Genomic DNA, 24,513 nt, shown 5'->3' on the forward strand with positions numbered 1-24,513 from the left:
CGCGGGTGTTCGGGGTGCGGCGGGTGATGTCGCCGCCGCCACTCAATGACCTACCCTGCGCATTCGCGCCCATGCGCGATTCGGTAATTCTTCGCGGAACGGTCCGTCCGGCCACCGGATGGAGGGTCGACGGGCTCGCCTCGGAGCACGCAACGCGACCGCCCTGCGGTGCCCCGGCTTCAACCAGCGGGCGGCCGGGGGCACCAGGCCCGTCCGGCCGCCCGCTGGGAACCAGCAGTCGCCCCATCTCGGAGCGCGTCGATGCTACTCGGCGTCTTCCCCGCCGTCGGCCGTCGCCGCGATCTCGTCCTCCGGCCGCTGCCGACGGGCCTTACGGGCCGCCAGCCGCTCGGCGGCGCCGGCCCTGGTCACCTGGTCCTCCAGCCGCACGTCGCGCCCGCGGGAACCGGGCACGAAGTCGACCCCGGCGTACAGCGCCGGCTGCCAGTCGAACTCGCGCTCACCGATGCGGACCAGGTCACCGGGCTGGGCGCCCGCCTTGGCCAGCTGGTCCTCGACGCCGAGACGGGCCAGCCGGTCCGCCAGGTAGCCGACCGCCTCGTCGTTGTCGAAGTTCGTCTGACGTACCCACCGCTCCGGGCGGGCACCCCGCACGGTGTACGAGCCGTCATCGGCCGCCTCGACGGTGAAGCCCGCGTCGTCGACCGCCTTCGGCCGGATCACGATCCGGGTCGGCTCGGCCGGCGGCGTCGCCGCCCGCGCCTGCTCAACCAGCTCCGCCATCGCGTACGTGAACTCCTTGAGCCCCTCCCGGGTGGCCGCCGAAACCTCGAACACCCGCAGGCCACGCGCCTGAAGGTCGGGCCGGACGATCTCCGCGAGGTCGCGGCCGTCGGGCACGTCGACCTTGTTCAACGCGACCAGCCGGGGCCGGTCGGCCAGACCGCCGTACGCGGCCAACTCCGCCTCGATGGTGTCGATGTCGGCGAGCGGGTCCCGACCTGGCTCCAGGGTGGCGGTGTCGATCACGTGCACCAGCACCGTGCAGCGTTCGACGTGCCGCAGGAACTCCAGCCCCAGCCCCTTGCCGGTGGCGGCACCCGGAATCAGGCCCGGCACGTCGGCGACGGTGTAGGTGTGGTTGTCGACCCGGACCACCCCGAGGTTCGGCACCAGGGTCGTGAACGGGTAGTCCGCGATCTTCGGCTTGGCCGCCGAGATGACCGAGATCAGCGAGGACTTCCCGGCCGACGGAAAGCCCACCAGGCCGACGTCGGCGACGCTCTTCAGCTCCAGCACCACGTCCAACTGCTCACCCGGCTCGCCCAGCTCGGCGAAGCCGGGTGCCTTGCGGCGGGCGTTGGCCAGCGAGGCGTTGCCCCGGCCACCGCGCCCGCCCCGGGCCACCTCGAAGGTGGTGCCGGCGCCGACCATGTCCGCCAGCACGGTGCCGTCGACGGTCTGCACGACGGTGCCGTCCGGCACCTTGAGCACCAGGTGCTGGCCGTTCGCGCCGTCCCGGTTCGACCCGGCGCCACCTCTGCCGTTCTCCGCCTTGACGTGCGGCCGGAAGTGGAAGTCCAACAGGGTGGTCACCTGCGGGTCGACCACCAGCGACACGGTGCCACCGTGCCCGCCGTTGCCGCCGTCCGGCCCGCCGAACGGCTTGAACTTCTCCCGGTGGATCGAGACACAGCCGTGCCCACCATCGCCGGCCTGCAGGTGCAGGACGACCCGGTCAACGAACGTCGCCACGGGCGTCAATCCTTCCAGCGAGGTCGAGCCCTCGCGCGAAAAAGGCGAAGCGGGCCAGGACACGAGGTCCGCGGCCCGCTTCGCCCGAAGAAAACTACTGCTGCGGCACGATGCTGACGGTCTTGCGACCGCGCTTGGTGCCGAACTGGACCGCACCGGCGGTCAGCGCGAAGAGCGTGTCGTCTCCGCCGCGGCCGACCAGGTCACCGGGGTGGAACTTGGTGCCGCGCTGCCGGACGATGATCTCGCCCGCGCTGACAACCTGACCACCGAAGCGCTTCACGCCGAGTCGCTGCGCCGCGGAGTCACGGCCGTTGCGCGAGCTGGACGCACCCTTTTTGTGAGCCATCTGAGGACGACCTACTTCCCGCTGGAGATGCCGGTCACCTTGACCTGGGTCAGCGGCTGGCGGTGACCCTGGCGCTTGTGGTAGCCGGTCTTGTTCTTGAACTTGTGGATCCGGATCTTCGGGCCCTTGGTGTGCGCGGCGATCTCGCCGGACACCTCGACCTGAGCGAGCTTCGTCGCGTCGGTCACCAGGTCGTCACCGTCGACGAGGAGCACCGCGGCGAGCTTCACCGCGTCGCCGGGGGCACCGACGAGCTTCTCGACCTCGATCACGTCGCCCTCGGCGACCTTGTACTGCTTGCCGCCGGTCTTGACGATCGCGTACATCGGAGGCGGACTCCCTGTCGTTGAGGCTACTGACGGTCGTCCCCGCGGCGGCTCGCCGGGTAGCAGAGGCACGGCGGCCTGGGCGCGCGAGAACACGGCACACCAAAGTGCGCCGCAGGTCAGCGTACGCCATGGTCGGGCCGGTACCCAAACCGGGTCGGCCGGTCAGCGGGCGCAGAGCTGGTCGAGGCGCTGCTGAAGACCGTCGAGCGAGGTCTCCCCGATCGCCTCGATGTCCGTGCCGAGCCGGCCGACCTCGGTCGCCAGGTCGGTCAGCAGCGTCTTGAGCTGCGGATCGTCGGCGCGGCTCGACTGCTCGCGGAGCGCCTGGCGCCAGCCGGAGAGCGCCTTCTCGGCCCGCTTGGCGGCGGCCTCGGCACCGCCCGCGTCACCCGCGCCGGTCGCCGAGACCATGCTGCCGAGGTGCGCGACGTACTCCTTACCGGCCTCGCTACTGGCCTGCTGCGCGGCCGCACACACCTCGGGGGCGTTCCCGCCGGCCGTCCCCGGAGCCGGTGTCGCCACCGGCAGTTCGGGGGTGGGGGTGACCGGGGCGAGGGTGGCTCCGACGGGCGTCGAGGTGGTCGCGGCCGGATCGTCGGCCTGACGCTGCGGTCCGGAGCAGCCGGCGGCGGCGACCAGCACCGCGGTGACCGCCGTGGCGGTGAGCAGACGGCGCATCGTTGCCTCCTCTGGGCGACCGGCACCGGCCTTCGTGGCTGGCGGCCTGGTGCAGAACCAGGGCCAGGGCGCGCCGCACGCCCCTGGGTCAGGCGCCGCACGTCGCCGCCGTCGACCATACGCGAGGCCCCTCCCGACGGTCATCACCGCCGGGAGGGGCCTCGCTCGACCAGTCGGCCGCCGGTCAGGGGCGGGTACGCCGACGCGCGCCGCTCCGGCGGGAGCGACGCCGGCCGGTGCCACCCTCGCCGCCGTCCTCCTCGTCGACCTCGGCGAGTGCGTCCGGGTCGTCCGGGGCGGCCAGCCGGGCCGACTCGCCCTGCTGGCTGTCGGCGACCGCCGGCTCGGCCGGTGTCTCCGTCTCGTAGCGAGACAGGTCGTACCCCATCGTGTCGTGCAGGCCGGCATCGACGGTGCTCGCGGCGTCGGTCTCGGTGACCTCCACCACGGTCCGCTCCGTCGGGCCGTTCTTACGGCCCCGGCGCCGGGACGAGGCGCTCGTCGTCTCGGCGGCCGGAACACCAGCCGAGGCGACCGCCTTCACCTTGTCCCCACCGCCACCGGGACGCGGCTTCTCCGGCACCGGCTCGGTGTGGATGATCAGCCCTCGGCCCTTGCAGCAGTCACAGGTCTCGCTGAACGCCTCCAACAGCCCGGCACCGATCCGCTTACGGGTCATCTGCACCAGGCCCAGTGACGTGATCTCGGTGACCTGGTGCTTGGTGCGGTCCCGCCCCAGGCACTCGGTCAGTCGGCGCAGCACCAGCTCCCGGTTCGACTCCAACACCATGTCGATGAAGTCGATCACCACGATGCCGCCGATGTCCCGCAGCCGCAGCTGCCGGACGATCTCCTCGGCCGCCTCCAGGTTGTTGCGGGTGACCGTCTCCTCCAGGTTGCCCCCGGCGCCGGTGTACTTGCCGGTGTTGACGTCGACCACGGTCATCGCCTCGGTCCGGTCGATCACCAGATGACCGCCGGACGGCAGGAAGACCTTGCGGTCGAGCCCCTTGAGGATCTGTTCGTCGATCCGGTACTCGGTGAACACATCCTTGGTGCCGACGTGCCGGCGCAGCCGCGCGACCAGGTCCGGCGACACGTGCGACAGGTACGACTCGACGAGGTCGTAGGCCGTGTCGCCCTCGATCACCAGGTCCCGGAAGTCCTCGTTGAACAGGTCACGGACCACCCGGATCACCAGATCCGGCTCCTCGTACAGGAGCACCGGCGCACCGCCCTCGGCGGCCTTGTCCTGGATGTCCTCCCACTGCGCCTGGAGCCGCTTGACGTCCCGGGCCAACTCGTCCTCGCTGGCCCCCTCGGCTGCGGTCCGGACGATCACGCCGGCACCGTCCGGAACCAGCTTCTTCAGCGCGTCGCGCAGCCGCTTGCGCTCGGTGTCCGGCAACTTGCGGCTGATCCCGGAGGCGTTGCCGCCGGGCACGTAGACCAGGTGCCGGCCGGAGAGGGCGATGTGACTCGTCAATCGCGCGCCCTTGTGCCCGACCGGATCCTTGGTGACCTGCACCAGCACCGAGTCGCCGGACCGGAGCGCCTGCTCGATCGAACGGGCCCGCCCCTCCAGACCGGAGGTGTCCCAGTTGACCTCGCCGGCGTACAGGACCGCGTTGCGGCCCCGGCCGATGTCGACGAAGGCCGCCTCCATGCTGGGCAGCACGTTCTGCACCTTGCCCAGGTAGACGTTGCCGGCCATGGTGCCCGCGGAGTTACGCGTCACGTAGTGCTCGACCAGGACGCCGTCCTCCAGCACGGCGATCTGGGTGCGGTCACCCCGCTGACGTACCGCCATCACCCGGTCGACCGCCTCCCGGCGGGCCAGGAACTCGGACTCGCTGAGGATCGGCGGGCGGGTCCGGCGCTGCTCCCGCCCGTCGCGGCGGCGCTGCCGCTTGGCCTCCAGCCGGGTCGAGCCGGAGACGCCCTGCACCTCGTCGACCGTCCGGCGCGGCTCCCTGATCTTCACGACGGTGGGTACGCCGTCGTCGGCGGCGCCGTCGGTGTCACCGGCGCCCCGGCGGCGGCGCCGACGACGGCGGCGGGTCATCCCGTCCCCACCCTCGGCGTCGTCGCCCTCCTCGGCCTCAGCCTCGTCCGCCTCTGCCCGGACGGTCTCCTCGGCCTCGCTGTCCTCGGCGTCCTCGCTGTCCTCGGCGTCGTCGATGTCGTCGGTACCGCCCTTGCCGCGGCCGCGGCCCCGGCGGCCACGCCGGCGGCGGCGCCGGCCGGCGGCGGTGTCCTCGTCGTCCTCGTCGTCCTCGTCTTCGGTGGCCTCCTCGGCCACCGCGGCGATCTGCTCCTCGTCGGCCTCGACCGCCACCACCGGCTCGGTCTCCCGGCGGCCACGACGGCGACGACGCGTCGGCTCGACCGGCTCCTCCGCAGTCTCGTCCTCGGCCGACGGCGCCGCGGCTGCGGCGAGGCGGGCCGCGTTGATCTCCTCCGGTGCCATGAACAACACCGTCGGTGCACTGAGCGCGGTCCTTCTGCGGCGGGACCGGGGCTCCGCCGCCGGCTGCACAGCGGCCTCCTGGTCCGGCTGCGCCGCCGGCTCGTCGATACCGCTCGGCGCGGCGGCCACCGGCGCGGCGTCCGCCTCGGCGGGCAACACGGCGGAGCCGAAGTCGGTGCCGGCCTCCGGTTCCGTGATCGACGGCTCGGCCGCCGGGAGTTGCGCAGCCGGCTCGGCCGGCGGGAACTGCGCAGTCGGCTCGGCCGGGACGTCGACGGGCGCCTCGGCCGCTGTGGGCCCGGCCTTCTTACGGCGGGTACGGGTCACCTTGACCGGCGGCACGACGTCCTCGGCGGCGGCCTCGGCCGCTACCGCGGCCAGCGGCTCCTCGGTGCTCTTCTGAGTGGTGGTGGCCTTGCGGCGGCGTCGCGGCGTCTTCGCCGCGGGGTCGAGGTCGCCGGAGACCGGGGCGAACACCTCGGCCTGGGGAGCTTCCCCACTGCCCACCGCCGCGGCGCTGGGCGCCTCGACCGGGGCATCGGTCTGCTCCGGCTGACTGACCGGGGTGGCCCGGCGGCGGGTCGTCCGGCGCCGGGGCGCTGCCTCGGCGTCCGACGCGCCACCCAGATCCGCGGCACCACTCACGGTGCCGGGGCCCTCCCCCGGCGTGCTGCCGTCCGGTGTGCCGCTGGGCGGCGCACCGGTTCCGCTCGCCGTATCGGCGGTGCTGTAGTCGGCGGTCTCACCGGCCGGGTCAGCGCCGGTCCGTTCGCCGCCCTCGGGCTCGTTCTCGAGCATGGACGTTCTCCAGTTCTGGCATCCCCGGGCGCGGGTGAGCGCTGCCACGCAGGGTCGCCGCAAAAGGTGTTTCCCCGGGCGCACGGGCGTGCGCGACCGGCGAAGTCTGCCTGCCTGAGCACCGACCGTCGGTCAGCGCCCGCCGATGGTTGCCCCGTCGCGGTCCGCGTCAAGCGGATCCCCGATCGCACCCTGCGCGGTCAGCGGGCCCTGAGCCAGCCGGATCACCTTCGGGGCCACCGGCGGCTCCAGGCCGGCCACCACGCGGAGGCCGGAAAGGACGTCATCGGGTCGTACGGACGGGGTGACCTGCCGCACGACCAGTTCGAGTATCGCACACGGTACGGCCGGGTCTCCGGAAGGCGTCGCCGATGGCGACATTACATCGATGCCGATAACTGCGGCACGCGCGTCGAAGGTTCGCCGCCCCTGCTTGGTCATCCGCTCGACCAACACCTCCTCGACGGCGGAGAAGGCGGCCACCGCCTTCGCCAGGATGTCGGGGTCCACCTGCGGCAGCTCGATCCGCCAGTGGGACGCCTCGATCCGGTCGGCCAGCCCACCGCCGGCGGCCACCACGACCTCGAGCACGTCGAGTCCGGGTGAGAGCGCCGCGTCCAGTGCGGCACGCAACTGCTCCGCGTCGACCGGCTCGCGCAGACCGATCTCCAGGTACTCCGCCTCGCTCGCCACCCCGGTCGGCGCGGCGCTGGCGTACGAGATCTTGGGATGTGGGGTGAAGCCCTGGGAGAACGCCACCGGCACGCCGGCTCGGCGCAGCGCCCGTTCGAAGGCCCGGGCGAAGTCCCGGTGCGAGGTGAACCGCAACGGGCCGCGCTTGGCGTACCGGATCCGGACGCGCTGGACGACCGGCGCCTGGCCACCTTCGGGCTGTGGTTTCTTACGGATGATCGCGCTCCTCGGTGTCTGACCCAGCCCGCCGCGCTGCGGTCACTGCTGAGCGCCGGTGGGCAGCTTCAGACCGTTGACCGGGGTCAGCGGGAGCAGCTTCCGGCCGGTCGGGCCGATCTGGATCTCGGTGTCCATCGTCGGGCAGACGCCGCAGTCGAAGCACGGCGTCCACCGACAGTCGTCCTGCTCGTACTCGCCGAGCGAATCCTGCCAGTCCTGCCAGAGCCAGTCCTTGTCCAGGCCCGAGTCCAGGTGGTCCCAGGGCAGGACCTCCAGCTCGTCGCGCTGGCGGGTGGTGTACCAGTCGAGGTCCACCCCGAAGCCGGGTAGCACCTCGGCGGCGGCGTCCACCCAGCGCTGGTACGAGAAGTGCTCGCTCCAACCGTCGAACCGGCCGCCCTGCTCCCAGACCCGACGGATCACCGCGCCGACCCGGCGGTCACCCCGGGACAGCAGGCCCTCGATCAGCGAGGGCTCGCCGTCGTGGTAGCGGTAGCCGATCGCCCGACCCAGCGAGCGGTCGGCGTTGATCGCCTGCTTGAGCAGCTTGAGCCGGTGGTCGATGACCTCCGGACGCTCCATCGACGCCCACTGGAACGGGGTGTGCGGCTTCGGCACGAACCCGCCGATCGATACGGTGCACCGGATGTCCTTGGAGCCGGTCGCGGCCCGTCCGGCCCGGATGACCTCGTGCGCCATGTCGGCGATCTCCAGGACGTCGGCGTCGGTCTCCGTGGGCAGGCCGCACATGAAGTAGAGCTTCACCTGCCGCCAGCCGTTGGTGTACGCGGTGACCACGGTGCGGATGAGGTCTTCCTTCGACACCATCTTGTTGATCACCTTGCGGATCCGCTCCGACCCGCCCTCGGGGGCGAAGGTCAGACCGGTCCGCCGACCGTTGCGGGACAGCTCCTGGGCCAGGTCAATGTTGAACGCGTCCACTCGGGTGGAGGGCAGCGACAGCGACACGTTGGTGCCCTGGTACTGCTCGGCCAGGCCGGAGCACATGTCACCGATCTCCGAGTGGTCGGCCGACGACAGCGACAGCAGGCCCACCTCGTGGAAGCCGGAGAACTCCAGCCCCTGCTGCACCATCTGCCCCACGGTGGTGATGGAACGCTCACGTACCGGCCGGGTGATCATCCCCGCCTGACAGAACCGGCAGCCCCGGGTACAGCCTCGGAAGATCTCCACCGCGTACCGCTCGTGCACCGTCTCGGCCAGCGGTACCAGCGGCTTCTTCGGGTACGGCCAGGCGTCCAGGTCCATCGTCGTGCGCTTGTGCACCCGGAACGGCACGTCCGCCCGGTTCGGCACGACCCGCTGGATGCGACCGTCGGGCAGGTAGTCCACGTCGTAGAAGCGCGGCACGTAGACGCTCTCGGTACGGGCCAGCCGCAGCAACAGCTCGTCCCGACCGCCGGGGCAACCCTCGGCCTTCCACTCCCGGACGATCGTGGTGATCTCCAGGACCGCCTCCTCGCCGTCGCCGAGGACGGCGGCGTCGACGAAGTCGGCGATGGGCTCCGGGTTGAACGCGGCGTGCCCGCCGGCCACGATCACCGGGTCGGCGTCGGTCCGGTCGGCCGCCAGCAGCGGTACGCCGGCCAGGTCGATCGCGGTGAGCAGATTGGTGTAGCCCAGCTCGGTGGCGAACGAGATGCCGAACAGATCGAAATCGCGGACCGGGCGGTGCGCGTCGACGGTGAACTGCGGCACGCCCTGGGCGCGCATCAGCGCCTCCAGGTCCGGCCAGACCGCGTACGTCCGCTCGGCCAGTACGTCGGGCAGCTCGTTGAGCACCTCGTAGAGGATCTGCACGCCCTGGTTGGGCAGGCCCACCTCGTACGCGTCCGGGTACATCAGCGCCCAGCGCACGGTCGCCGAGTCCCAGTCCTTGACCACCGCACCCAGCTCGCCACCGACGTACTGGATGGGCTTGGTCACCTGGGGCAGCAACGGCTCCAACTGGGGCCACACGGAGTTGGCCGCGACGGGACGCGGTGTGGTGGACGGGACGCTCATGATGGCCAAGGGTACGCGCCCGCCCGGCGGCCAGCGCGCCACACCTGTCCGACGCGGGCTGTCGAAGGGCCCGCCGGGCCACCGCCAGCCCTGCGCCGAACGCTGCCCCGAACGGCGACAGCGGGGCAGCCGGATTCGTCGGCGGTGGCACAGCGGTACTAACCTCGGGTCGGCGTGAGAGGAGATTGCCGCGATGCCGGAGCCGCAGCCGGGAGCAGACCGGCCGGTCGACGGGAACCTTCCGGATTCACACCGGGACGGTGAGCCGGCGGTCACCCAGGGGCAGGCCCCCACTCCCGTACCACCGGCCGACGGGCCCCGCACGGGCCCCGACGGCACCCACGAGCTGCCCGCCGAACCACCCGAGGCGACCGGGCAACCGACCCGGTCCATCGACCCGGAGCCGGGCGACCAGCCCAGCCGACCAACCGAAGCCGACCGGGCCGAAGCCGACCGGGCCGAAGCCGATCGGCGGGACGCCGATGTGGCCGAAGCCGATCCGGCCGACGCCACCCGCCGGGCCCCGGATGGGGAACACCGGCCGGCCCCGGAGGCCGAGGTCGGTCCGCAGGGCACCCGCGTGCTGCCCGATCCGGCCGCATCGGAGGCAGCGGGCCCGGAGGCAGCAGCACCGCGCTGGAGCGGTTCGGCCGCCGTTCCGCCGGCGCCGCCGCGCCGCCGCGGATGGGGCGAGTCGGCCGAGCCCACCCCGCCGCCCGTGACACCGGCGCCGGAGCCGGAACATCAAACCCCGGTCGACCCGTGGGCGGGCGTCGACACCAGCGGCTGGGAGTTGCCCTCGGCGGACTTTCCGGCCCTGCCGCCGACGCTGTCCTACCCGGCCCCGCCGGCTACCCGGCCGTACTCCGGGCCACCCGCGCCGCCGGTCTCCCCCGCGCCGCAGGTCTCCCCGGCCCCGCACCAGCAACCGCCCGGTTCGTACCCGCAACCGCTCGGCCCGTACCCGCCATCGGCTCCGCGGCCCACGCCGGTGGCGCCGGCCTATCCGCCGCCGGTCGCCCGACCGCCGGCGCACCCCGCACCGCCACCGAACCCGGCCGGGCCACCGATGGCCCCGCCGCCGAGCCGTGGGCGAGGTAGGAAGAAAGGCGGGCCCGTCGCACCGCCGCCCGGCTGGCAGGCGCCCCCGGGGTACGCCCCGGCCACCAAGCGCAGGCGACGCCGCTGGCCCTGGCTGCTGCTGCTGACCCTGGCCTGCTGCTGCGGCTGTCCGGCCTACTACGGCGTGCCGATGGCCAGCCAGTACCCGGCGAACGCCGCGTTGCCGGGGCAGGTCGCCGACCTGCGCCTGCGTGAGGACCCCCGCAGTGCCCAGAACGCCCGGCAACTGGAGACCCAGATGCGCCAGGCGCACTGGCTCGCCGAGGACACCTTCGCCGGGATCTACACCACCAGCAACGGCAAGCGGGTGACCGTCTTCGGCGGTACGGGCTTCCGGTTCACACCCTCCGCGGACGCCGACGCCGAGATGGAACGCCTCACCGACCAGTACGCCCTGGCCGAGACGAAGGTCGTGGAGACCGGCGTCCGGGGCCGGCACGAACGCTGCGCCGTCGGCCGCGCCGACGGCGTCGGGGTGGTGGTCTGCACCTCGGTCGACCACGGCAGTCTGACCAGCGCCGTCTTCACGGGGCTCTCGGTGGACGACAGCGCCCGACTGCTCGGCACCCTGCGGGAGCAGATCGTCACCACGGACGGCTGAGCGGCACCGCCTCCCCGCCGCACCGCCCGGAGCTGCTCAGACGGCGCCGGGCTCGCCGGCGACCGGCGGGTGGGCGCGCGGCGGGGCGTAGCGGGAGACGTACTCCTGGCCGGTGAGCTTCTGGATCTCGCCCATCATCTCGTCGGTCAGCTTCCGCAGCGACAGCCGATCATCGGGCCGGTCGGTGAAGTCGAGCGGCTTGCCGAACCTGATGGTGATCTTCCCGGTGAACGGGCGTGGCACCCGGGCGCCGATCGGCTGCACCTTCTCGGTGCCGATCATGCCGACCGGGATGATCGGCACGCCGGCCGCGATGGCGAGCCGGACCGCACCGGTGCGCCCCCGGTACAGCCGCCCGTCCGGCGAGCGCGTGCCCTCCGGGTAGACGACCACCAGGTCGCCGCCCTTGAGCGCCGGGATGGCGGCGTCGAACGCGGCGAGCGCGGCGCGGCCACCAGCGCGCTCCACCGGGATCGCGCCGAGGCCGGTTAGCACGAACCTGGAGAACCGCCCCTTGAGGCTGGTGCCGGTGAAGTACTCGGACTTCGCCCAGAACGCCAGGTGCCGGGGGACCACCGTGCCGAGGAACAGCTCGTCGGCGACCGACAGGTGGTTGCCGGCGAAGATCGCGCCGCCACTCGCCGGGATGTGCTCCAGCCCCTCCACGGTCGGCCGGAACGCCAGCCGCATCGCGGGCCCCACGGTGAGCTTGCCGATGGTGTAGAGCAGCGGCACTGGTCCTCCGGCGGATCGAGTGAGGGAAGAGGCGGTGTCACGGTAGCGGACCGCCGCACGGCGGTCGGCGCGAGGTGGGGCGCGTCCGCTGGCTGGGTGACGGGGGTTAAGCAGGGGCCCCTTTACCACCTGAGGCGTTAAGAAGGGCCCCTTCCTTACCCGTCAGAGTCGGCGGACCGTGACCGTCACCGGCTCGCCCTCGCCGACCTCGCCGGCGAAGCCGTCGATCCCCTCGGCGAAGTCGACGGTGTCGGCCAGCACCTCCCGGGCCACGAAGTCGGTGTACCCGGACACCGCGGCGCGGACCTCCTCGGAGGCCGACACCGACACCACGATCCGGTCGGAGACGTCCAGGTCGGCGGCCCGGCGGGCCTGCTGGACCACCCGGACGACGTCGCGGGCCAGCCCCTCCGCGGCCAGCTCCGGGGTGACCGTGGTGTCCAGCACCACCACCCCCTCGCCGCCGGGCAGCGACGCCGAGTGGTCGGCGTCGGCCACGATCAGGCGCAGCTCGTACTCGCCCTCGGCGAGGGCGACCCCGGCGGCGACCGGAGCGCCGTCGTGCAGCTCCCAGTCCCCCGCCTTGACCGCCTTGATCACCTGCTGCACCTGCTTGCCGATCCGGGGCCCGAGCGCCCGGGGCACCACGGTGAGCACCTGCTGGCAGTACGCCGACACCTCGCCGGTGAACTCCACCTGCTTGACGTTGACCTCGTCGGCCACCAGGTCGGCGAAGGGACGCAGCTGCTCGGCCAGGGGTGTGGCCACGGTCAGCTTCGACAGCGGCAGTCGTACCCGCAGCCCCTTCGCCTTGCGCAGCGACAGCGCCGCCGAGGCGACCGCCCGGACGGCGTCCATCGCGGCGACCAGCTCGTGGTCGGCCGGGAACTGCTCCGCCTGCGGCCAGTCGGTCAGGTGCACCGACCGCTCGCCGGTCAGCCCGCGCCAGATCTCCTCGGCGGTCAACGGCGCCAGCGGTGCCACCACCCGGCAGAGCGTTTCCAGCACCGTCCACAGGGTGTCGAACGCGTCGGCGTCCCCGGCCCAGAACCGGTCCCGCGAGCGGCGCACGTACCAGTTGGTCAACGCGTCCAGGTAGGAGCGGACGGTGGCGCAGGCACCGGAGATGTCGTACGCGTCCATCTGTGCGCCGACCGTCGTCACCAGCTCGTTCGTCTTCGCCAGCACGTACCGGTCGAGCAGGTTGCCGGCGGCGTCGCCACCACCGGCCGGCTCGGCGTCCGTCTTCCGCCTGGCCTGGTAGGAGTCGGCGTTGGCGTAGAGCGAGAAGAAGTACCAGACGTTCCACAGCGGCAGCAGCACCTGCCGGACGGCGTCGCGCACGCTCGACTCCTGCACCGGCATGTCGCCGCCGCGCAGCACCGGTGAGGACATCAACATCCAACGCATCGCGTCCGAGCCGTACGAGTCGAAGACGTGGTACACGTCCGGATAGTTGCGCAGGCTCTTGGACATCTTGCGTCCGTCGGAGCCGAGCAGGATGCCGTGGCTGAGGCAGTTGCGGAACGCCGGGCGGTCGAACAGCGCGGTGGCCAGCACGTGCATGGTGTAGAACCAGCCGCGGGTCTGCCCGATGTACTCGACGATGAAGTCGCCCGGGTAGTGGTGCTCGAACCAGTCGGCGTTCTCGAACGGGTAGTGCACCTGGGCGAACGGCATCGAGCCGGACTCGAACCAGCAGTCCAGCACCTCCGGCACCCGGCGCATCATCGACTGGCCCGTCGGGTCGTCCGGGTTGGGCCGGACCAGCTCGTCCACCGCCGGTCGGTGCAGGTCGGTCAGGCGTACCCCGAAGTCCCGCTCGATCTCGGCGAGCGACCCGTACACGTCGATCCGGGGGTGGTTCGGGTCGTCGGAGCGCCACACCGGAATGGGCGAGCCCCAGAACCGGTTCCGGCTGATCGACCAGTCCCGGGCGTTGGCCAGCCACTTGCCGAACGAGCCGTCCTTGATGTGCCCCGGTGTCCAGTTGATCTGCTGGTTCAGCTCGACCATCCGGTCCTTGAACTTCGTCACCGCCACGAACCACGACGACACCGCCTTGTAGACCAGCGGGGTGTCGCAGCGCCAGCAGTGCGGGTACGAGTGGGTGTAGGTGTCCTGCCTGAGCACCACCCCCCGGTCCTTCAGCTCCCGGATCACCGGCTTGTTGACGTCGAAGACCTGCTCGCCCTGGTACGGCGGAACCAGCCCGGTGAACCGGGTGTGGTCGTCCACGGTGACGATGGTCGGGATGCCGGCGGCGTTGCAGACGTTCTGGTCGTCCTCGCCGAAAGCCGGCGCCAGGTGCACGATCCCGGTGCCGTCCTCGGTGGTCACGAACTCCGCGCCGAGCACCTGGTAGGCGTTGTCGCCGGCGTGCTCCACCAGGAAGTCGAACAGCGGCGTGTACCGGCGCCCCACCAGGTCCGCGCCGCGCACGGTGCCCACCTGCTCGTACCCCTCCAACTCCTTGGCGTACGCGTCGAGCCGGGCCGCGCCCACCAGGTGGTTGACGCCGTCGCGCGCCAGCACCGCGTACTCGATGTCCGGGCCGACGGCGAGCGCGAGGTTCGACGGCAGGGTCCACGGCGTGGTGGTCCAGACGCCGAGCCGGACCGGCCCACGCACCAGCTCCGGCGCGGACTCGTCGGGGGTGAGCTGGAACCAGACGGTCAGGGTGGGATCGTGCCGGTCGCGGTAGACGTCGTCCATCCGGGTCTCGGTGTTCGACAACGGCGTCTCGCACCGCCAGCAGTACGCCAGCACCCGGAAACCCTCGTAGACCAGGCCCTTGTCGTGCAGGGTCTTGAAGGCCCACATGACGCTTTCCATGTAGTCCAGGTCGAGGGTCTTGTAGTCGTTGGCGAAGTCGACCCAGCGGGCCTGCCGGGTGACGTACCGCTCCCAGTCCTGGGTGAACTCCAGCACCGAGGCGCGGCACGCCTCGTTGAACCGGGCCACGCCCAGGTCGAGGATCTCCGCCTTGCTGGTGATGCCGAGCTGCTTCTCGGCGACCACCTCGGCGGGCAGGCCGTGGCAGTCCCAGCCGAAGCGCCGCTCCACCCGCCGGCCGCGCATGGTCTGGTAACGCGGCACCACGTCCTTGACGTACCCGGTGAACAGGTGGCCGTAGTGCGGCAGGCCGTTGGCGAACGGCGGACCGTCGTAGAAGACGTACTCGTTGGCACCGTCCGCGCCGGCCGCCCGGCTGTCGACGCTGGCCTCGAAGGTCTTGTCGGCCGTCCAGTGTTCGAGCACGCGGCGTTCGACCGCGGGCAGGTCCGGGCTCGCCGGGACACCGGTGGCGGTCGGTTCGTGCAACGGATAGGCCATCGGGGTCGTTCTCCTCGCTGACGCTCACTAGTCGTGGGTCTGCGAGGACGAGCCCGCTCCGCGACGCCGTCACCGGCGCCTCGGGTCGGACCCGCGGTACCACCCCGCTTGGCGGTCAGGATCGACCGCCCGCTCGTTGGCCGGCTGTGACGGGCCGGACCCGTCCGGTTCTACTGAGCCGGTCACCCGGCCGTTCTTCCGGAGGCTCCCCGGTGATAGCCGGATCATCGCCGCCCTCATCCTACTCCCACCCTCCCCAGCCCCACCTCCGGATTCCCGACGCGGTGATCATGAGGTTGTTGCCATGACAGGCCAGGCGGCGTCGGGCACATGCGGCCGAACGACACATGACCGGCGTCACAGGCCCGACCTGTCACGGGGCGGCGAGTCCGACCCGTCGTGTCGGTGTCACGCCGATCTACCGGGAGGTTGTCATGCAGCGGATGAACGTGGCCGAGGTGGCCCCGCAAGCCTTCAGCGCCGTGATGGGGCTGGAGAAGTACGTTCGGGCAAACGTGGACCACACCGTGCTGGAGCTGGTGAAGCTGCGCGCGTCGATGCTGAACGGCTGCGCGTACTGCGTCGACATGCACAGCCGGGACGCGCTGGACTCGGGTGAGTCCAGCCGGCGGCTGTTCGCGGTGGCGGCCTGGCGCGAGGCCCCCTTCTTCGACGAGCGGGAGCGGACCGCCCTGGCGCTGACCGACGCGGTCACCCAGCTCGGCGAGCACGGGGTGCCCGACGACGTCTGGGACGCCGCCGCGAAGGTCTGGTCGGAGCGGGCCCTCGCCGATCTGGTCCTGGCGATTGCCACAATCAACGTGTGGAACCGGATCGCGGTGACCTTCCGCAACGAGCTGCCGACGGACGTGTGAGCCCGGTCGACGCGGCGGAGGCGGCCGGTGCGCTCGACGCGCACCGGCCGATGCTGCTCGGGCTGGCCTACCGGCTGCTGGGCAGTCGGTACGACGCCGAGGACGTACTCCAGGAGGCGTATCTGCGCTGGGTGCGGGTCGACCGTGCCGGGGTCGCCGAGCCGCGCCGCTACCTGTCCCGGGTGGTGACCCACCTGTCGATGGACCGGCTACGGGCCCGGCAGGCCTCCCGGGAGTCGTACGTCGGTCCGTGGCTACCGGAGCCGGTGCCGACCGTGCCGTCACCGTTCGGGCCGTTGGAACGCGCCGAGCTACGCGACTCGCTCTCCACCGCGCTGCTGCACCTGCTGGAGCGGCTGACCCCGCCGGAACGCGCGGTGTACGTGCTGCGCACCGCCTTCGAGCTGCCGTACGCCGAGATCGCCGAGTTGCTGGACCGGTCCGCCGAGGACTGCCGGCAGTTGCACCACCGGGCGGCTGTCCGGATCGGGCGCGACCAGCGCCGGTTCACCGCCGACCGGGCGGAGCAGGAGCGGCTGCTGGAGGCGTTCATCGCCGCCGCCACCGAGGGCGATCTGGCCGCGCTGACCGACCTGGTCGCCGCGGACGCGACCGCCTGGAGCGACGGCGGCGGGCGGGTGCGGGCCGCCCGCAACCCGGTGACCGGCGCCGACCGGGTCGCCCGGTTCCTGCTGGGGATTCGGGACAAGAGCGGGCCGCTGACCGTGCACCGCAGGGAACTCAACGGCCAGCCGGCCGCCGTCGTGCTCAGCGCTACCGGTTTCGCGTACGCGGTCACGCTCGGCACCTCGGCCGGCCGGATCACCGACATCTACCTGGTGGCCAACCCGGAGAAGTTGTCGTGGGCGGCCTGAGGCGTCAGCTCAGCTCGGGAAACCAGAGCGCCAGCTCGCGCTTTGCGCTGTCGGTCGAGTCGGAGGCGTGCACCAGGTTCTCCCGGTTGGACAGGGAGAGGTCGCCCCGGATGGTGCCGGCGGCGGCCTTGCGCCCGTCGGTGGCCCCGATCAGGCCGCGCACCACCTCGATGACCTGGTCGCCGGAGAGCACCATGGCGACCAGCGGTCCGCTGGTCATGAAGGTCTTCAGCGGCGGGTAGAACGGCCTCTCGACGTGCTCGGCGTAGTGCTCGTCGGCCAACGCCACGTCCATCGTCCGGGCCACCATCGCGTCGATCCGCAGCCCCTTGCGCTCGAAGCGGGAGATGATCTCGCCGACCAGCCCTCGGCGGACCGCGTCGGGCTTGATCAGTACGAGCGTGCGCTCGTCCGGAATGCTGCTGGACACGCTGGGTTCCTCCTGAGAGCGGATGCCGGTCGGGCTGGGTACGGTCAGCCTAGCGACCCGGTCCCGGCGCCGGCGCGGTGGTCGGTCCTTCCCCCGGCCCCCGATCCGGCCTAGCCTGGCCCTGACCCTCGGGAGGTCCACTGTGGCGAATGGTGGCGGGAACCGACCCATCGCACCGGTACGCAAGTTGATCGCCGCGGTGCTCGGCACCGTGGCCACGTTCGTGATCCTCTTCGGGCTGGGCATGACCAGCTGGGCCATCGTGGCGCTCGGAGTCGCTCTCCTGGTGCTGGCGATCGCGCTGGCCACGGTGCGCGGCGGCGGTCGCACCTGGGTCGTCGGTGCTGGGCACGTGCACAGCGCCACCGAGCCGCCCACCCAGTACGCCTTCGGGCGCTGCGAGCTCCAACTGGTGATCGACGCTCCCGGGCTGCCGCCGCGCTCGAAAAAGATCATCGAGCCGCGGGTGCCGGTCTCCAAGTGGCCGATGCTGGGGCAGACCCTGCCGATCCGGGTGGCGTTGGACGACCCGCGACACGTCCGGGTGCTCTGGGACGAGGTGCTCACCCACGCCGAGGCCGGCACGGCCGACCTGCCGCCCGAGTTCGCCGCCGAGTTCACCGGTCAGGTACCGCCGGACGAGGTGCTGATCGGGCAGGAGGCACCGCCGTGGGCCGACCGGGCGCCCGAGGACGACTTCCACGACCCGGTGGGAGATCCGCACGGTGGGCCGCTGCGCGACGACCCGGTCGAGCCCGTCGAGCCTCGGGAGCCGGTCCGGGTGCGCCAACGCCCGGGTGGACCGGTCGTGCTGGAGGGCACCGTGGTGGAGAAGAGCAGCGACACTCAGCTGCCCCGCCGGGCCACGCCCGCCCCCCGCACGCCGGCCGAGGAACGGTTCGCGGCCTCCGCCGAGGAAGACCTACCCGCTGCGTTCGCCGACCCGCCCCTCGCCGGGCAGTTCGCCGGTCCGTCCGCCACCCGGCTCGCCGACCCGCCGCCTGCTCCGGCGGATCCGACGGACCCGCTCGACCTGCCGCTGGACGACCCGGAACCGCACCCGCCCGCCGCCGACCGGGAGCTGGACGAGGCGATCTTCGGCTTCGACCCGGACGCCGCCGACCTGGCCGCACCGATCAGCGGCGTGGGCATCACCCTGCTGGTCACCGAGCTGTCCCGCTCGCTGGAGTTCTACCGGGACCGGCTCGGCTTCACCGAGGTGGACCGGGGCACGGGCAACGCCGTGCTCGCCTCCGGTGCGACCCGGCTGGTGCTGCGGGAGGTGACTGGCGCCCAGCCGATCAGCCGTCGTCTGGTCCACGTGAACCTCGACGTCGACGACATCCAGTCGGCGTACGAGCGGCTGCGCGACTCCGGCGTCCGGTTCACCTACGCGCCCCGGGTGGTCAACCGGGGCAACAAGCTGGAGGTGTGGGCGGCGGCGTTCCGTGACCCCGACGGCCACGGCATCGCACTGACCCAGTGGCGGGAACGCGCCGAGGCGTGACGGGCACGGTGCGCCGGAGGATCAGCCCAGGATCACCCGGCGCACGTGCCAGGCGTACGCCCACACCAGCGCGAACATGACACCCAGCACGAACAGCGACCAGTGCAGCAGCCCGGACAGCAGCAGCAGCCCCTGCAACACGGTGCCGGCGTGCCAGGCCCACGGCCTGCGCATCAGACCCGCCAGCACCGCGGCGGCCACGGCCAGCGCCACGATCACGCCGATCGCCGCACCGCCGAGATCACCACCGACCACCCGGATCGGCTGGATCGCCAGCAGCAGCACCAACGCCTCCAGGGCGAGGGTGCCCGCGCCGAGCCCGCGTACCGCCCGCTGCGGGTCGCGCAGCCCCGATCGGCGCGGCTGCGGGTCGCCGGCCACGGGGCCGGACGGACCGTCGTCGGAGTCCGCGACGGGACGCCGCGGCTGCTCGTCGGTCATCGCTTCAACAGCCGGCGGGCGTCCGCCACGGTCACGACGGAGCCGGTGATCAGCACACCCACCCCGGACAGCTCACCGGGCACGTCCTCCTCGGCCAGCGCCACCGCCGTCTCGATCGCGTCCGGCATCTCCTCGGCCACCTCGACCCGGTCGGGACCGAACACCTCCGCGGCGAGCGCGGCCAGCTCCTCCACCGGCAGCGCCCGGGGTGAACTGTTGCGGGTCACCACCAGCTGGTCGACCACCGGCTCCAGCAGCTCCAGCAGGCCGGCGGCATCCTTGTCGGCCAGTGTGCCCAGCACTGCGACGAGCTTGCTGAACGCGAACTCCTCCTGCAGGGCGGTGACCGTGGCGGCCATTCCCTGCGGGTTGTGCGCGCCGTCGAGCAGGATCGTCGGGGCGTTGCGGACCCGCTCCAGCCGGCCGGGGGAACTGGTGGCGGCGAAGCCCTCCCGGACCGCCTCCACGTCGAGCTGCCGTCGGGCGCCGGCGCCGAGAAACGCCTCGACGGCGGCGAGCGCCACCGCCGCGTTCTGCGCCTGGTGCGCACCGTGCAGCGGGACGAAGATCTCCTCGTACACCCCGCCGAGCCCTTGCAGGGTGAGCACCTGCCCGCCGACGGCGACGGCCCGGCGTAGTACGCCGAACTCCGAACCCTCGCGGGCGACGGTGGCGCCCACCTCGGCGCAGCGTTGCAGGATCGGCCGGGCGGCCTCCTCCTCCTGGGCGGCACAGATGACCGTCGCCCCGGGGTGGATGATGCCGGACTTGGCGACCGCGATGTCCTGGAGCGTGTCGCCGAGCCATTCGGTGTGGTCCAGCCCGATCGGCGTGAGTACGCACACCCCGGCCTGGATCACGTTCGTGGCGTCCTCGGCACCGCCGAGCCCGACCTCGACCACGGCCACGTCGACCGGAGCGTCGGCGAAGGTGGCGAACGCCAGCGCGGTGGTCAGGTCGAAGTAGGTCAGCGGCTCGGCCGAGCGATCGTCGACCAGCTCGGCCAGCGGCTTCAGCTCCTGGTACACCGTGGTGAAGCGGGCCTCGTCCACCGGCTCGCCGTCCAGGCTGATCCGCTCCCGGACGGTCTCCAGGTGCGGGCTGGTGTACCGCCCGGTGTGCAGCCCGAACGCCCGCAGCAGCGAGTCGATCATGCGGGCGGTGGAGGTCTTGCCGTTGGTCCCGGTCAGGTGGATCGACGGGTACGCCCGCTGCGGGCTGCCCAGCAGGTCGAGCAGGGACGAGATGCGGTCCAACTCGAAGACCATCCGGGTGAAGCCGCGCCCGGCCAACTCGGCCTCCACCTCGGTGAAGGCCGCGTGCTCGGCGCGATTGTTCCGTTCGGTGCGGTCGGTCACGAGGAAAGCGCCTCCAGAGCGGCGTCGATGCGGGCCAGGTCGGCCTCGGCGACGGCCAGCCGTTCGCGAATCTTGGCGACGACCTGTTCGGGAGCCTTGCCGACGAACGCCGGATTGTCCAGCTTCGCCCGAGCCTGCCCGGCCTCCTTCTCGGCCGCCGTGCGGTCCTTGGTCAACCGTGCCCGTTCGGCGGCCACGTCGATCGAGCCACGGGTGTCCAGGGCCACGCTGACCTCGCCCGGCATCGCCAGCGTCGCGCTGGCCTGGAAGCCTTCGCCGGCCGGGTCGAGCCGCGCGAGCGACCGGATCAGCGGCTCGTGCGCCGCGACACCCGCGCCGGCCAGCCCGTCCAGCCGGGCGGTGACCCGCTGGGTCGGGCGCAAACCCTGGTCGGAGCGGAACCGGCGGACCTCGGTGACGACCCGTTGCAGGGTGGCCACCTCTGCCTCGGCAGCGTCGTCGACCAGCGCGCGGTCGCTGACGGGCCAGGGCGCGGTCAGCACCGTCTCGCCCCCGGTGAGGGCGGTCCACAGCTCCTCGGTGACGAACGGGATCACCGGGTGCAGCAGCCGCAGCAGCTGGTCGAGCACGTGGCCGAGGACCCGGCGGGCGACCTCGGCCGACTCACCGCCGCCGGCGAGGACCGGCTTGCTCAGCTCGACGTACCAGTCGCAGACGTCATCCCAGGCGAAGTGGTACAGCAGGTCGCAGACCTTGGCGAACTCGTACGACTCGAACTGCTCGTCCACCTCGGCGGTGACGTGGGCCAGCCGGGACAGGATCCACCGGTCGACGGTCGACAGCCGCTCCGCCTCCGGCAGCGGACCGACGGCGTGCGCACCGTTGATCAGCGCGAAGCGGGTGGCGTTCCACAGCTTGTTGCAGAAGTTCCGCGACCCCTGGCACCACTCCTCGCTGACCGGCACGTCGCCGCCGGGGTTGGCGCCCCGGGCGAGGGTGAAGCGGGTGGCGTCGGCCCCGTAGCGGTCGATCCAGTCCAGCGGGTCGACCACGTTGCCGAACGACTTCGACATCTTCTTGCCGTGGTCGTCGCGGACCATGCCGTGCAGCGCGATCACGTCGAACGGCTGCTTGCCGTCCATCGCGTACAGGCCGAACATCATCATCCGGGCGACCCAGAAGAAGAGAATGTCGTACCCGGTGACCAGCACACTGGTCGGGTAGAACTTGGCCAGTTCCGGGGTCTGCTCCGGCCAGCCGAGGGTGGAGAACGGCCACAGCCCACTGGAGAACCAGGTGTCCAGGACGTCCTCGTCCTGGTGCCAGCCCGGTCCGTCACCGGAGCTGCTCGGCGGCTCCTCATCCGGTCCGACGCAGACGACCTCGCCGTCCGGGCCGTACCAGACCGGGATGCGGTGACCCCACCACAGCTGCCGGGAGATGCACCAGTCGTGCATGTTGTCGACCCAGGCGAAGTACCGCTTCGCCAGCTCGGGCGGCTCGATGCGCACCCGGCCGTCCCGGACCGCGTCGCCGGCGGCCTTGGCCAGCGGCGAGGTGTTGACGAACCACTGCAGGGAGAGTCGAGGCTCGACCGTGGTCCGGCAGCGGGAGCAGTGCCCGACGGCGTGCACGTAGGGCCGTTTCTCCGCGACGATCCGCCCCTGGGCGCGCAGCGCGGCGACGATCGCCGGGCGGGCCTCGAACCGGTCCAGGCCCTCGAACGGACCGTGCGCGGTGATGACGCCCCGCTCGTCCATGATCGTCAAGGCGGGCAGGTCGTGCCGCTGACCGATCTCGAAGTCGTTCGGGTCGTGTGCGGGGGTCACCTTCACCATGCCGGTGCCGAATGCCGGGTCGACGTGCGGGTCACCCACGATCGGGATCCGCCGACCGGTCAGCGGCAGCTCGACCTCGGTGCCGATCAGGTGCCGGTACCGCTCGTCGTCCGGGTGCACCGCCACCGCGGTGTCGCCGAGCATCGTCTCGGCCCGGGTGGTGGCCACCACCACATCGTCGCTGTAGCGGATCGAGACCAGCTCGCCGTCGTCGTCGGTGTGCTCCACCTCGATGTCGGAGAGGGCGGTCAGACAACGCGGGCACCAGTTGATGATCCGGTTCGCGCGGTAGATCAGGCCGTCGTCGTACAGCTTCTTGAACATCGTCTGGACGGCGCGCGACAGGCCCTCGTCCATGGTGAAGCGCTCCCGGTCCCAGTCCACCGAGTCGCCGAGGCGGCGCATCTGGCCGAGGATCGTGCCCCCGGAGGTGTCCTTCCACTGCCAGACCCGCTCGACGAACTTCTCCCGGCCCAGATCGTGACGGGACAGCCCCTGCTCGGCCAGCTGCCGCTCGACCACGTTCTGGGTGGCGATGCCGGCATGGTCCATGCCCGGCAGCCAGAGCGCCTCGAAGCCCTGCATCCGCTTACGCCGCACCAGGGCGTCCTGCATGGTGTGGTCGAGGGCGTGCCCCATGTGCAGTGAGCCGGTGACGTTCGGCGGCGGGATGACGATGGTGAAGGGTTCCCGATCACTGTCCGCCGACGCCCGGAAGCGACCGTCGGCTACCCACTGCTCGTACCGTCGCTGCTCTACCTCGCCCGGCTGGTACTGGCCGGCGAGGGTCGGGGCGTCGGGGCGGTGGGCATCCAGGCTCTCGGTCACTCTCAAAGTCTACGGAGCGCTTCGACGGACCCGACGTGCACCACCGGTCGTTCGCGTACGGTGTCGGCTATGTCCGACGCACATCTCACCGCCCGCCAGCTCGCCGAGGGTGCTCCGCCGGTCGAGCTGACCGACGAGCCGATCGAGCTGGGCGGCCGCGATCCGGAGGACGACGCCGACCGGCCGGCGGCCCGCTCCCGTCGACGGCGCCTGGTGGTCGCCGTCCTGGTGGTCCTCGCCCTCGCCGGCATCGGCACGCTGGGCACCTGGGGCTGGCGCATCGTGCAGCAGAAGGACGCGCAGATCACCACGCCGGACCAGGTCGCCGGCCTGACCCGGGACGGCAGCGAGCGGGCGTCGAGCACCGCCGACTACCTGCGCAGCGGTCTCGCCGCCGACATCGAGCTGGACAGCAGCTTCGGCGCCGTCTACCAGGATCCGGCGGACGCCGGCCGCTCGGTGCTGCTCTTCGGTGGGACGACGTTGCTGTGGCAGCCGGAGCGCGACCTGGAGAGCCTGTTCGGGCTGATGGCCGACGAGGCCGGTGCGGTGAACGGCCTACGCGACGTGTCGCCGGGCCGGCTGGGCGGCGTGATGAAGTGCGGCAGCACCAGCGGCGAGGGTGGTGACTTCGCGGTCTGCGGCTGGGCCGACCACGGCAGCGTGGCGATCGCCATGTTCCCGCTCCGCTCGGTCGACGAGTCCGCGCAGTTGCTCCGGGAGATCCGCGAGGCCGTGCAGACCCGCGACTGAGCACTCCGTGCTGGCCACGAGGTCGGGCGGTGCGCGCCCGGAAGCCGAGGCGACGGCGCAGCGGGGCCGCCAGCAGCGAGTCGCGGATCGTTCCGATGTCAGAGGAAGCGGGCGCCATCCCGCAGTTCGCCACTCGACGCGGCGACGATGGTCGCGGTCCGCGCGGCCACTTTCCCTGCCGTAGAAACGAATTCAGGGCCACCCTGTATAGGGTGGCCCTGAATCGAAGAATGTCCGGCGGTGTCCTACTCTCCCACACCCTCCCGGGTGCAGTACCATCGGCGCTGGAGGGCTTAGCTTCCGGGTTCGGAATGTTACCGGGCGTTTCCCCTCCGCCATGACCGCCGTAACCTTATCAACATGTCAAACAACACCACACCAGAAAATCCTGGGGTCTTGTTTGTTTGCTGTGAGTTGCACAGTGGACGCGTAGCAAATCTTTGTTGTCAAGTCCTCGGCCTATTAGTACCGGTCAACTGAACCCGTTACCGGGCTTACATTTCCGGCCTATCAACCCAGTCGTCTAGCTGGGGGCCTTACCCATCCGAAGATGGTGGGATACCTCATCTTGAAGCA

The 24,513-nt window shown here is 71.7% G+C and carries 18 protein-coding genes and 2 rRNA genes; 5 read left to right on the top strand and 15 right to left on the bottom strand.

The annotated features are described in order from the left end of the window. Positions 1 to 264: 264 nt before the first annotated feature. The 7 genes from obgE to BMY89_RS22595 form a co-directional block, all read right to left on the bottom strand. Positions 265 to 1,716 (bottom strand): GTPase ObgE, encoded by a 1,452-nt coding sequence (gene obgE, locus BMY89_RS22565; RefSeq protein WP_092382024.1) that lies wholly within the window; start codon positions 1,714 to 1,716, stop codon positions 265 to 267. Between the two features lie 94 nt (positions 1,717 to 1,810). Further along, entirely contained in the window at positions 1,811 to 2,065 is a 255-nt protein-coding gene (gene rpmA / locus BMY89_RS22570) for a 50S ribosomal protein L27 (RefSeq protein ID WP_092382025.1), read from the bottom strand. 11 nt (positions 2,066 to 2,076) lie between these two features. Further along, positions 2,077 to 2,391 (bottom strand): 50S ribosomal protein L21, encoded by a 315-nt coding sequence (gene rplU / locus BMY89_RS22575; protein ID WP_092382026.1) that lies wholly within the window; start codon positions 2,389 to 2,391, stop codon positions 2,077 to 2,079. Between the two features lie 165 nt (positions 2,392 to 2,556). Then, positions 2,557 to 3,072, bottom strand: a complete 516-nt coding sequence (locus BMY89_RS22580) for a hypothetical protein (protein ID WP_092382027.1) — start codon at positions 3,070 to 3,072, stop codon at positions 2,557 to 2,559. A gap of 184 nt (positions 3,073 to 3,256) precedes the next feature. Continuing rightward, positions 3,257 to 6,340 (bottom strand): Rne/Rng family ribonuclease, encoded by a 3,084-nt coding sequence (locus tag BMY89_RS22585; RefSeq protein WP_092382028.1) that lies wholly within the window; start codon positions 6,338 to 6,340, stop codon positions 3,257 to 3,259. A gap of 132 nt (positions 6,341 to 6,472) precedes the next feature. Then, a complete protein-coding gene (locus BMY89_RS22590) occupies positions 6,473 to 7,192 on the bottom strand; it encodes a TIGR03936 family radical SAM-associated protein (RefSeq protein ID WP_092382029.1) in 720 nt (239 codons plus the stop codon). A 99-nt stretch (positions 7,193 to 7,291) separates the two neighbouring features. Beyond that, complete coding sequence (locus tag BMY89_RS22595; RefSeq protein ID WP_092382030.1) at positions 7,292 to 9,277, bottom strand: TIGR03960 family B12-binding radical SAM protein; 1,986 nt, start codon at positions 9,275 to 9,277, stop codon at positions 7,292 to 7,294. Between the two features lie 193 nt (positions 9,278 to 9,470). Here BMY89_RS22595 and BMY89_RS31070 point away from each other — a divergent pair, with 193 nt between their 5' ends. After that, entirely contained in the window at positions 9,471 to 11,000 is a 1,530-nt protein-coding gene (locus BMY89_RS31070) for a hypothetical protein (protein WP_170147680.1), read from the top strand. 36 nt (positions 11,001 to 11,036) lie between these two features. Here BMY89_RS31070 and BMY89_RS22605 read toward each other — a convergent pair whose 3' ends face one another. Then, entirely contained in the window at positions 11,037 to 11,735 is a 699-nt protein-coding gene (locus tag BMY89_RS22605; RefSeq protein WP_092382031.1) for a lysophospholipid acyltransferase family protein, read from the bottom strand. Positions 11,736 to 11,897: 162 nt separating this feature from the next. Next, positions 11,898 to 15,071 (bottom strand): isoleucine--tRNA ligase, encoded by a 3,174-nt coding sequence (ileS, locus tag BMY89_RS22610; RefSeq protein ID WP_092382032.1) that lies wholly within the window; start codon positions 15,069 to 15,071, stop codon positions 11,898 to 11,900. 434 nt (positions 15,072 to 15,505) lie between these two features. Between ileS and BMY89_RS22615 the strand changes: the two genes are divergently transcribed. Both BMY89_RS22615 and sigJ read left to right on the top strand, forming a co-directional pair. Then, complete coding sequence (locus tag BMY89_RS22615) at positions 15,506 to 15,946, top strand: carboxymuconolactone decarboxylase family protein (RefSeq protein WP_092382074.1); 441 nt, start codon at positions 15,506 to 15,508, stop codon at positions 15,944 to 15,946. After that, positions 15,943 to 16,821 carry an RNA polymerase sigma factor SigJ gene (sigJ, locus tag BMY89_RS22620; RefSeq protein ID WP_092382033.1) on the top strand — a complete coding sequence of 293 codons (879 nt, stop codon included), beginning with the start codon at positions 15,943 to 15,945 and terminating at the stop codon, positions 16,819 to 16,821. The genes BMY89_RS22615 and sigJ overlap by 4 nt, the downstream gene beginning before the upstream one ends. Before the next feature lie 4 nt (positions 16,822 to 16,825). On the opposite strand, the gene ndk is transcribed toward sigJ, so the two are convergent. Beyond that, complete coding sequence (gene ndk / locus BMY89_RS22625) at positions 16,826 to 17,251, bottom strand: nucleoside-diphosphate kinase (RefSeq protein ID WP_092382034.1); 426 nt, start codon at positions 17,249 to 17,251, stop codon at positions 16,826 to 16,828. 142 nt (positions 17,252 to 17,393) lie between these two features. On the opposite strand from ndk, the gene BMY89_RS22630 reads away from it, so the two are divergent. Continuing rightward, entirely contained in the window at positions 17,394 to 18,758 is a 1,365-nt protein-coding gene (locus tag BMY89_RS22630) for a VOC family protein (RefSeq protein WP_092382035.1), read from the top strand. A 21-nt stretch (positions 18,759 to 18,779) separates the two neighbouring features. Here the strand turns inward: BMY89_RS22630 and BMY89_RS22635 are convergent, their stop codons facing one another. The 3 genes from BMY89_RS22635 to BMY89_RS22645 form a co-directional block, all read right to left on the bottom strand. After that, entirely contained in the window at positions 18,780 to 19,199 is a 420-nt protein-coding gene (locus BMY89_RS22635; RefSeq protein ID WP_092382036.1) for a DUF4233 domain-containing protein, read from the bottom strand. Continuing rightward, on the bottom strand, positions 19,196 to 20,467 hold the full coding sequence (locus BMY89_RS22640; RefSeq protein WP_232521498.1) for a bifunctional folylpolyglutamate synthase/dihydrofolate synthase: 1,272 nt from the start codon (positions 20,465 to 20,467) through the stop codon (positions 19,196 to 19,198). The genes BMY89_RS22635 and BMY89_RS22640 overlap by 4 nt, the downstream gene beginning before the upstream one ends. 86 nt (positions 20,468 to 20,553) lie before the next feature. Beyond that, positions 20,554 to 23,184, bottom strand: coding sequence for a valine--tRNA ligase (locus tag BMY89_RS22645; RefSeq protein WP_092382037.1), 2,631 nt, complete (start codon positions 23,182 to 23,184; stop codon positions 20,554 to 20,556). Between the two features lie 69 nt (positions 23,185 to 23,253). On the opposite strand from BMY89_RS22645, the gene BMY89_RS22650 reads away from it, so the two are divergent. Beyond that, positions 23,254 to 23,937: a hypothetical protein gene (locus BMY89_RS22650; RefSeq protein WP_092382038.1), complete on the top strand. Its 684-nt coding sequence runs from the start codon at positions 23,254 to 23,256 to the stop codon at positions 23,935 to 23,937. 232 nt (positions 23,938 to 24,169) lie between these two features. Here the strand turns inward: BMY89_RS22650 and rrf are convergent. Further along, positions 24,170 to 24,286 (bottom strand): 5S ribosomal RNA (gene rrf / locus BMY89_RS22655). Between the two features lie 93 nt (positions 24,287 to 24,379). Next, positions 24,380 to 24,513 (bottom strand): 23S ribosomal RNA (locus BMY89_RS22660); the annotation flags it as partial.

This window comes from Micromonospora phaseoli, from assembly GCF_900109115.1.
In the GTDB taxonomy this organism is placed as follows: Bacteria; Actinomycetota; Actinomycetes; order Mycobacteriales; family Micromonosporaceae; genus Micromonospora; species Micromonospora phaseoli.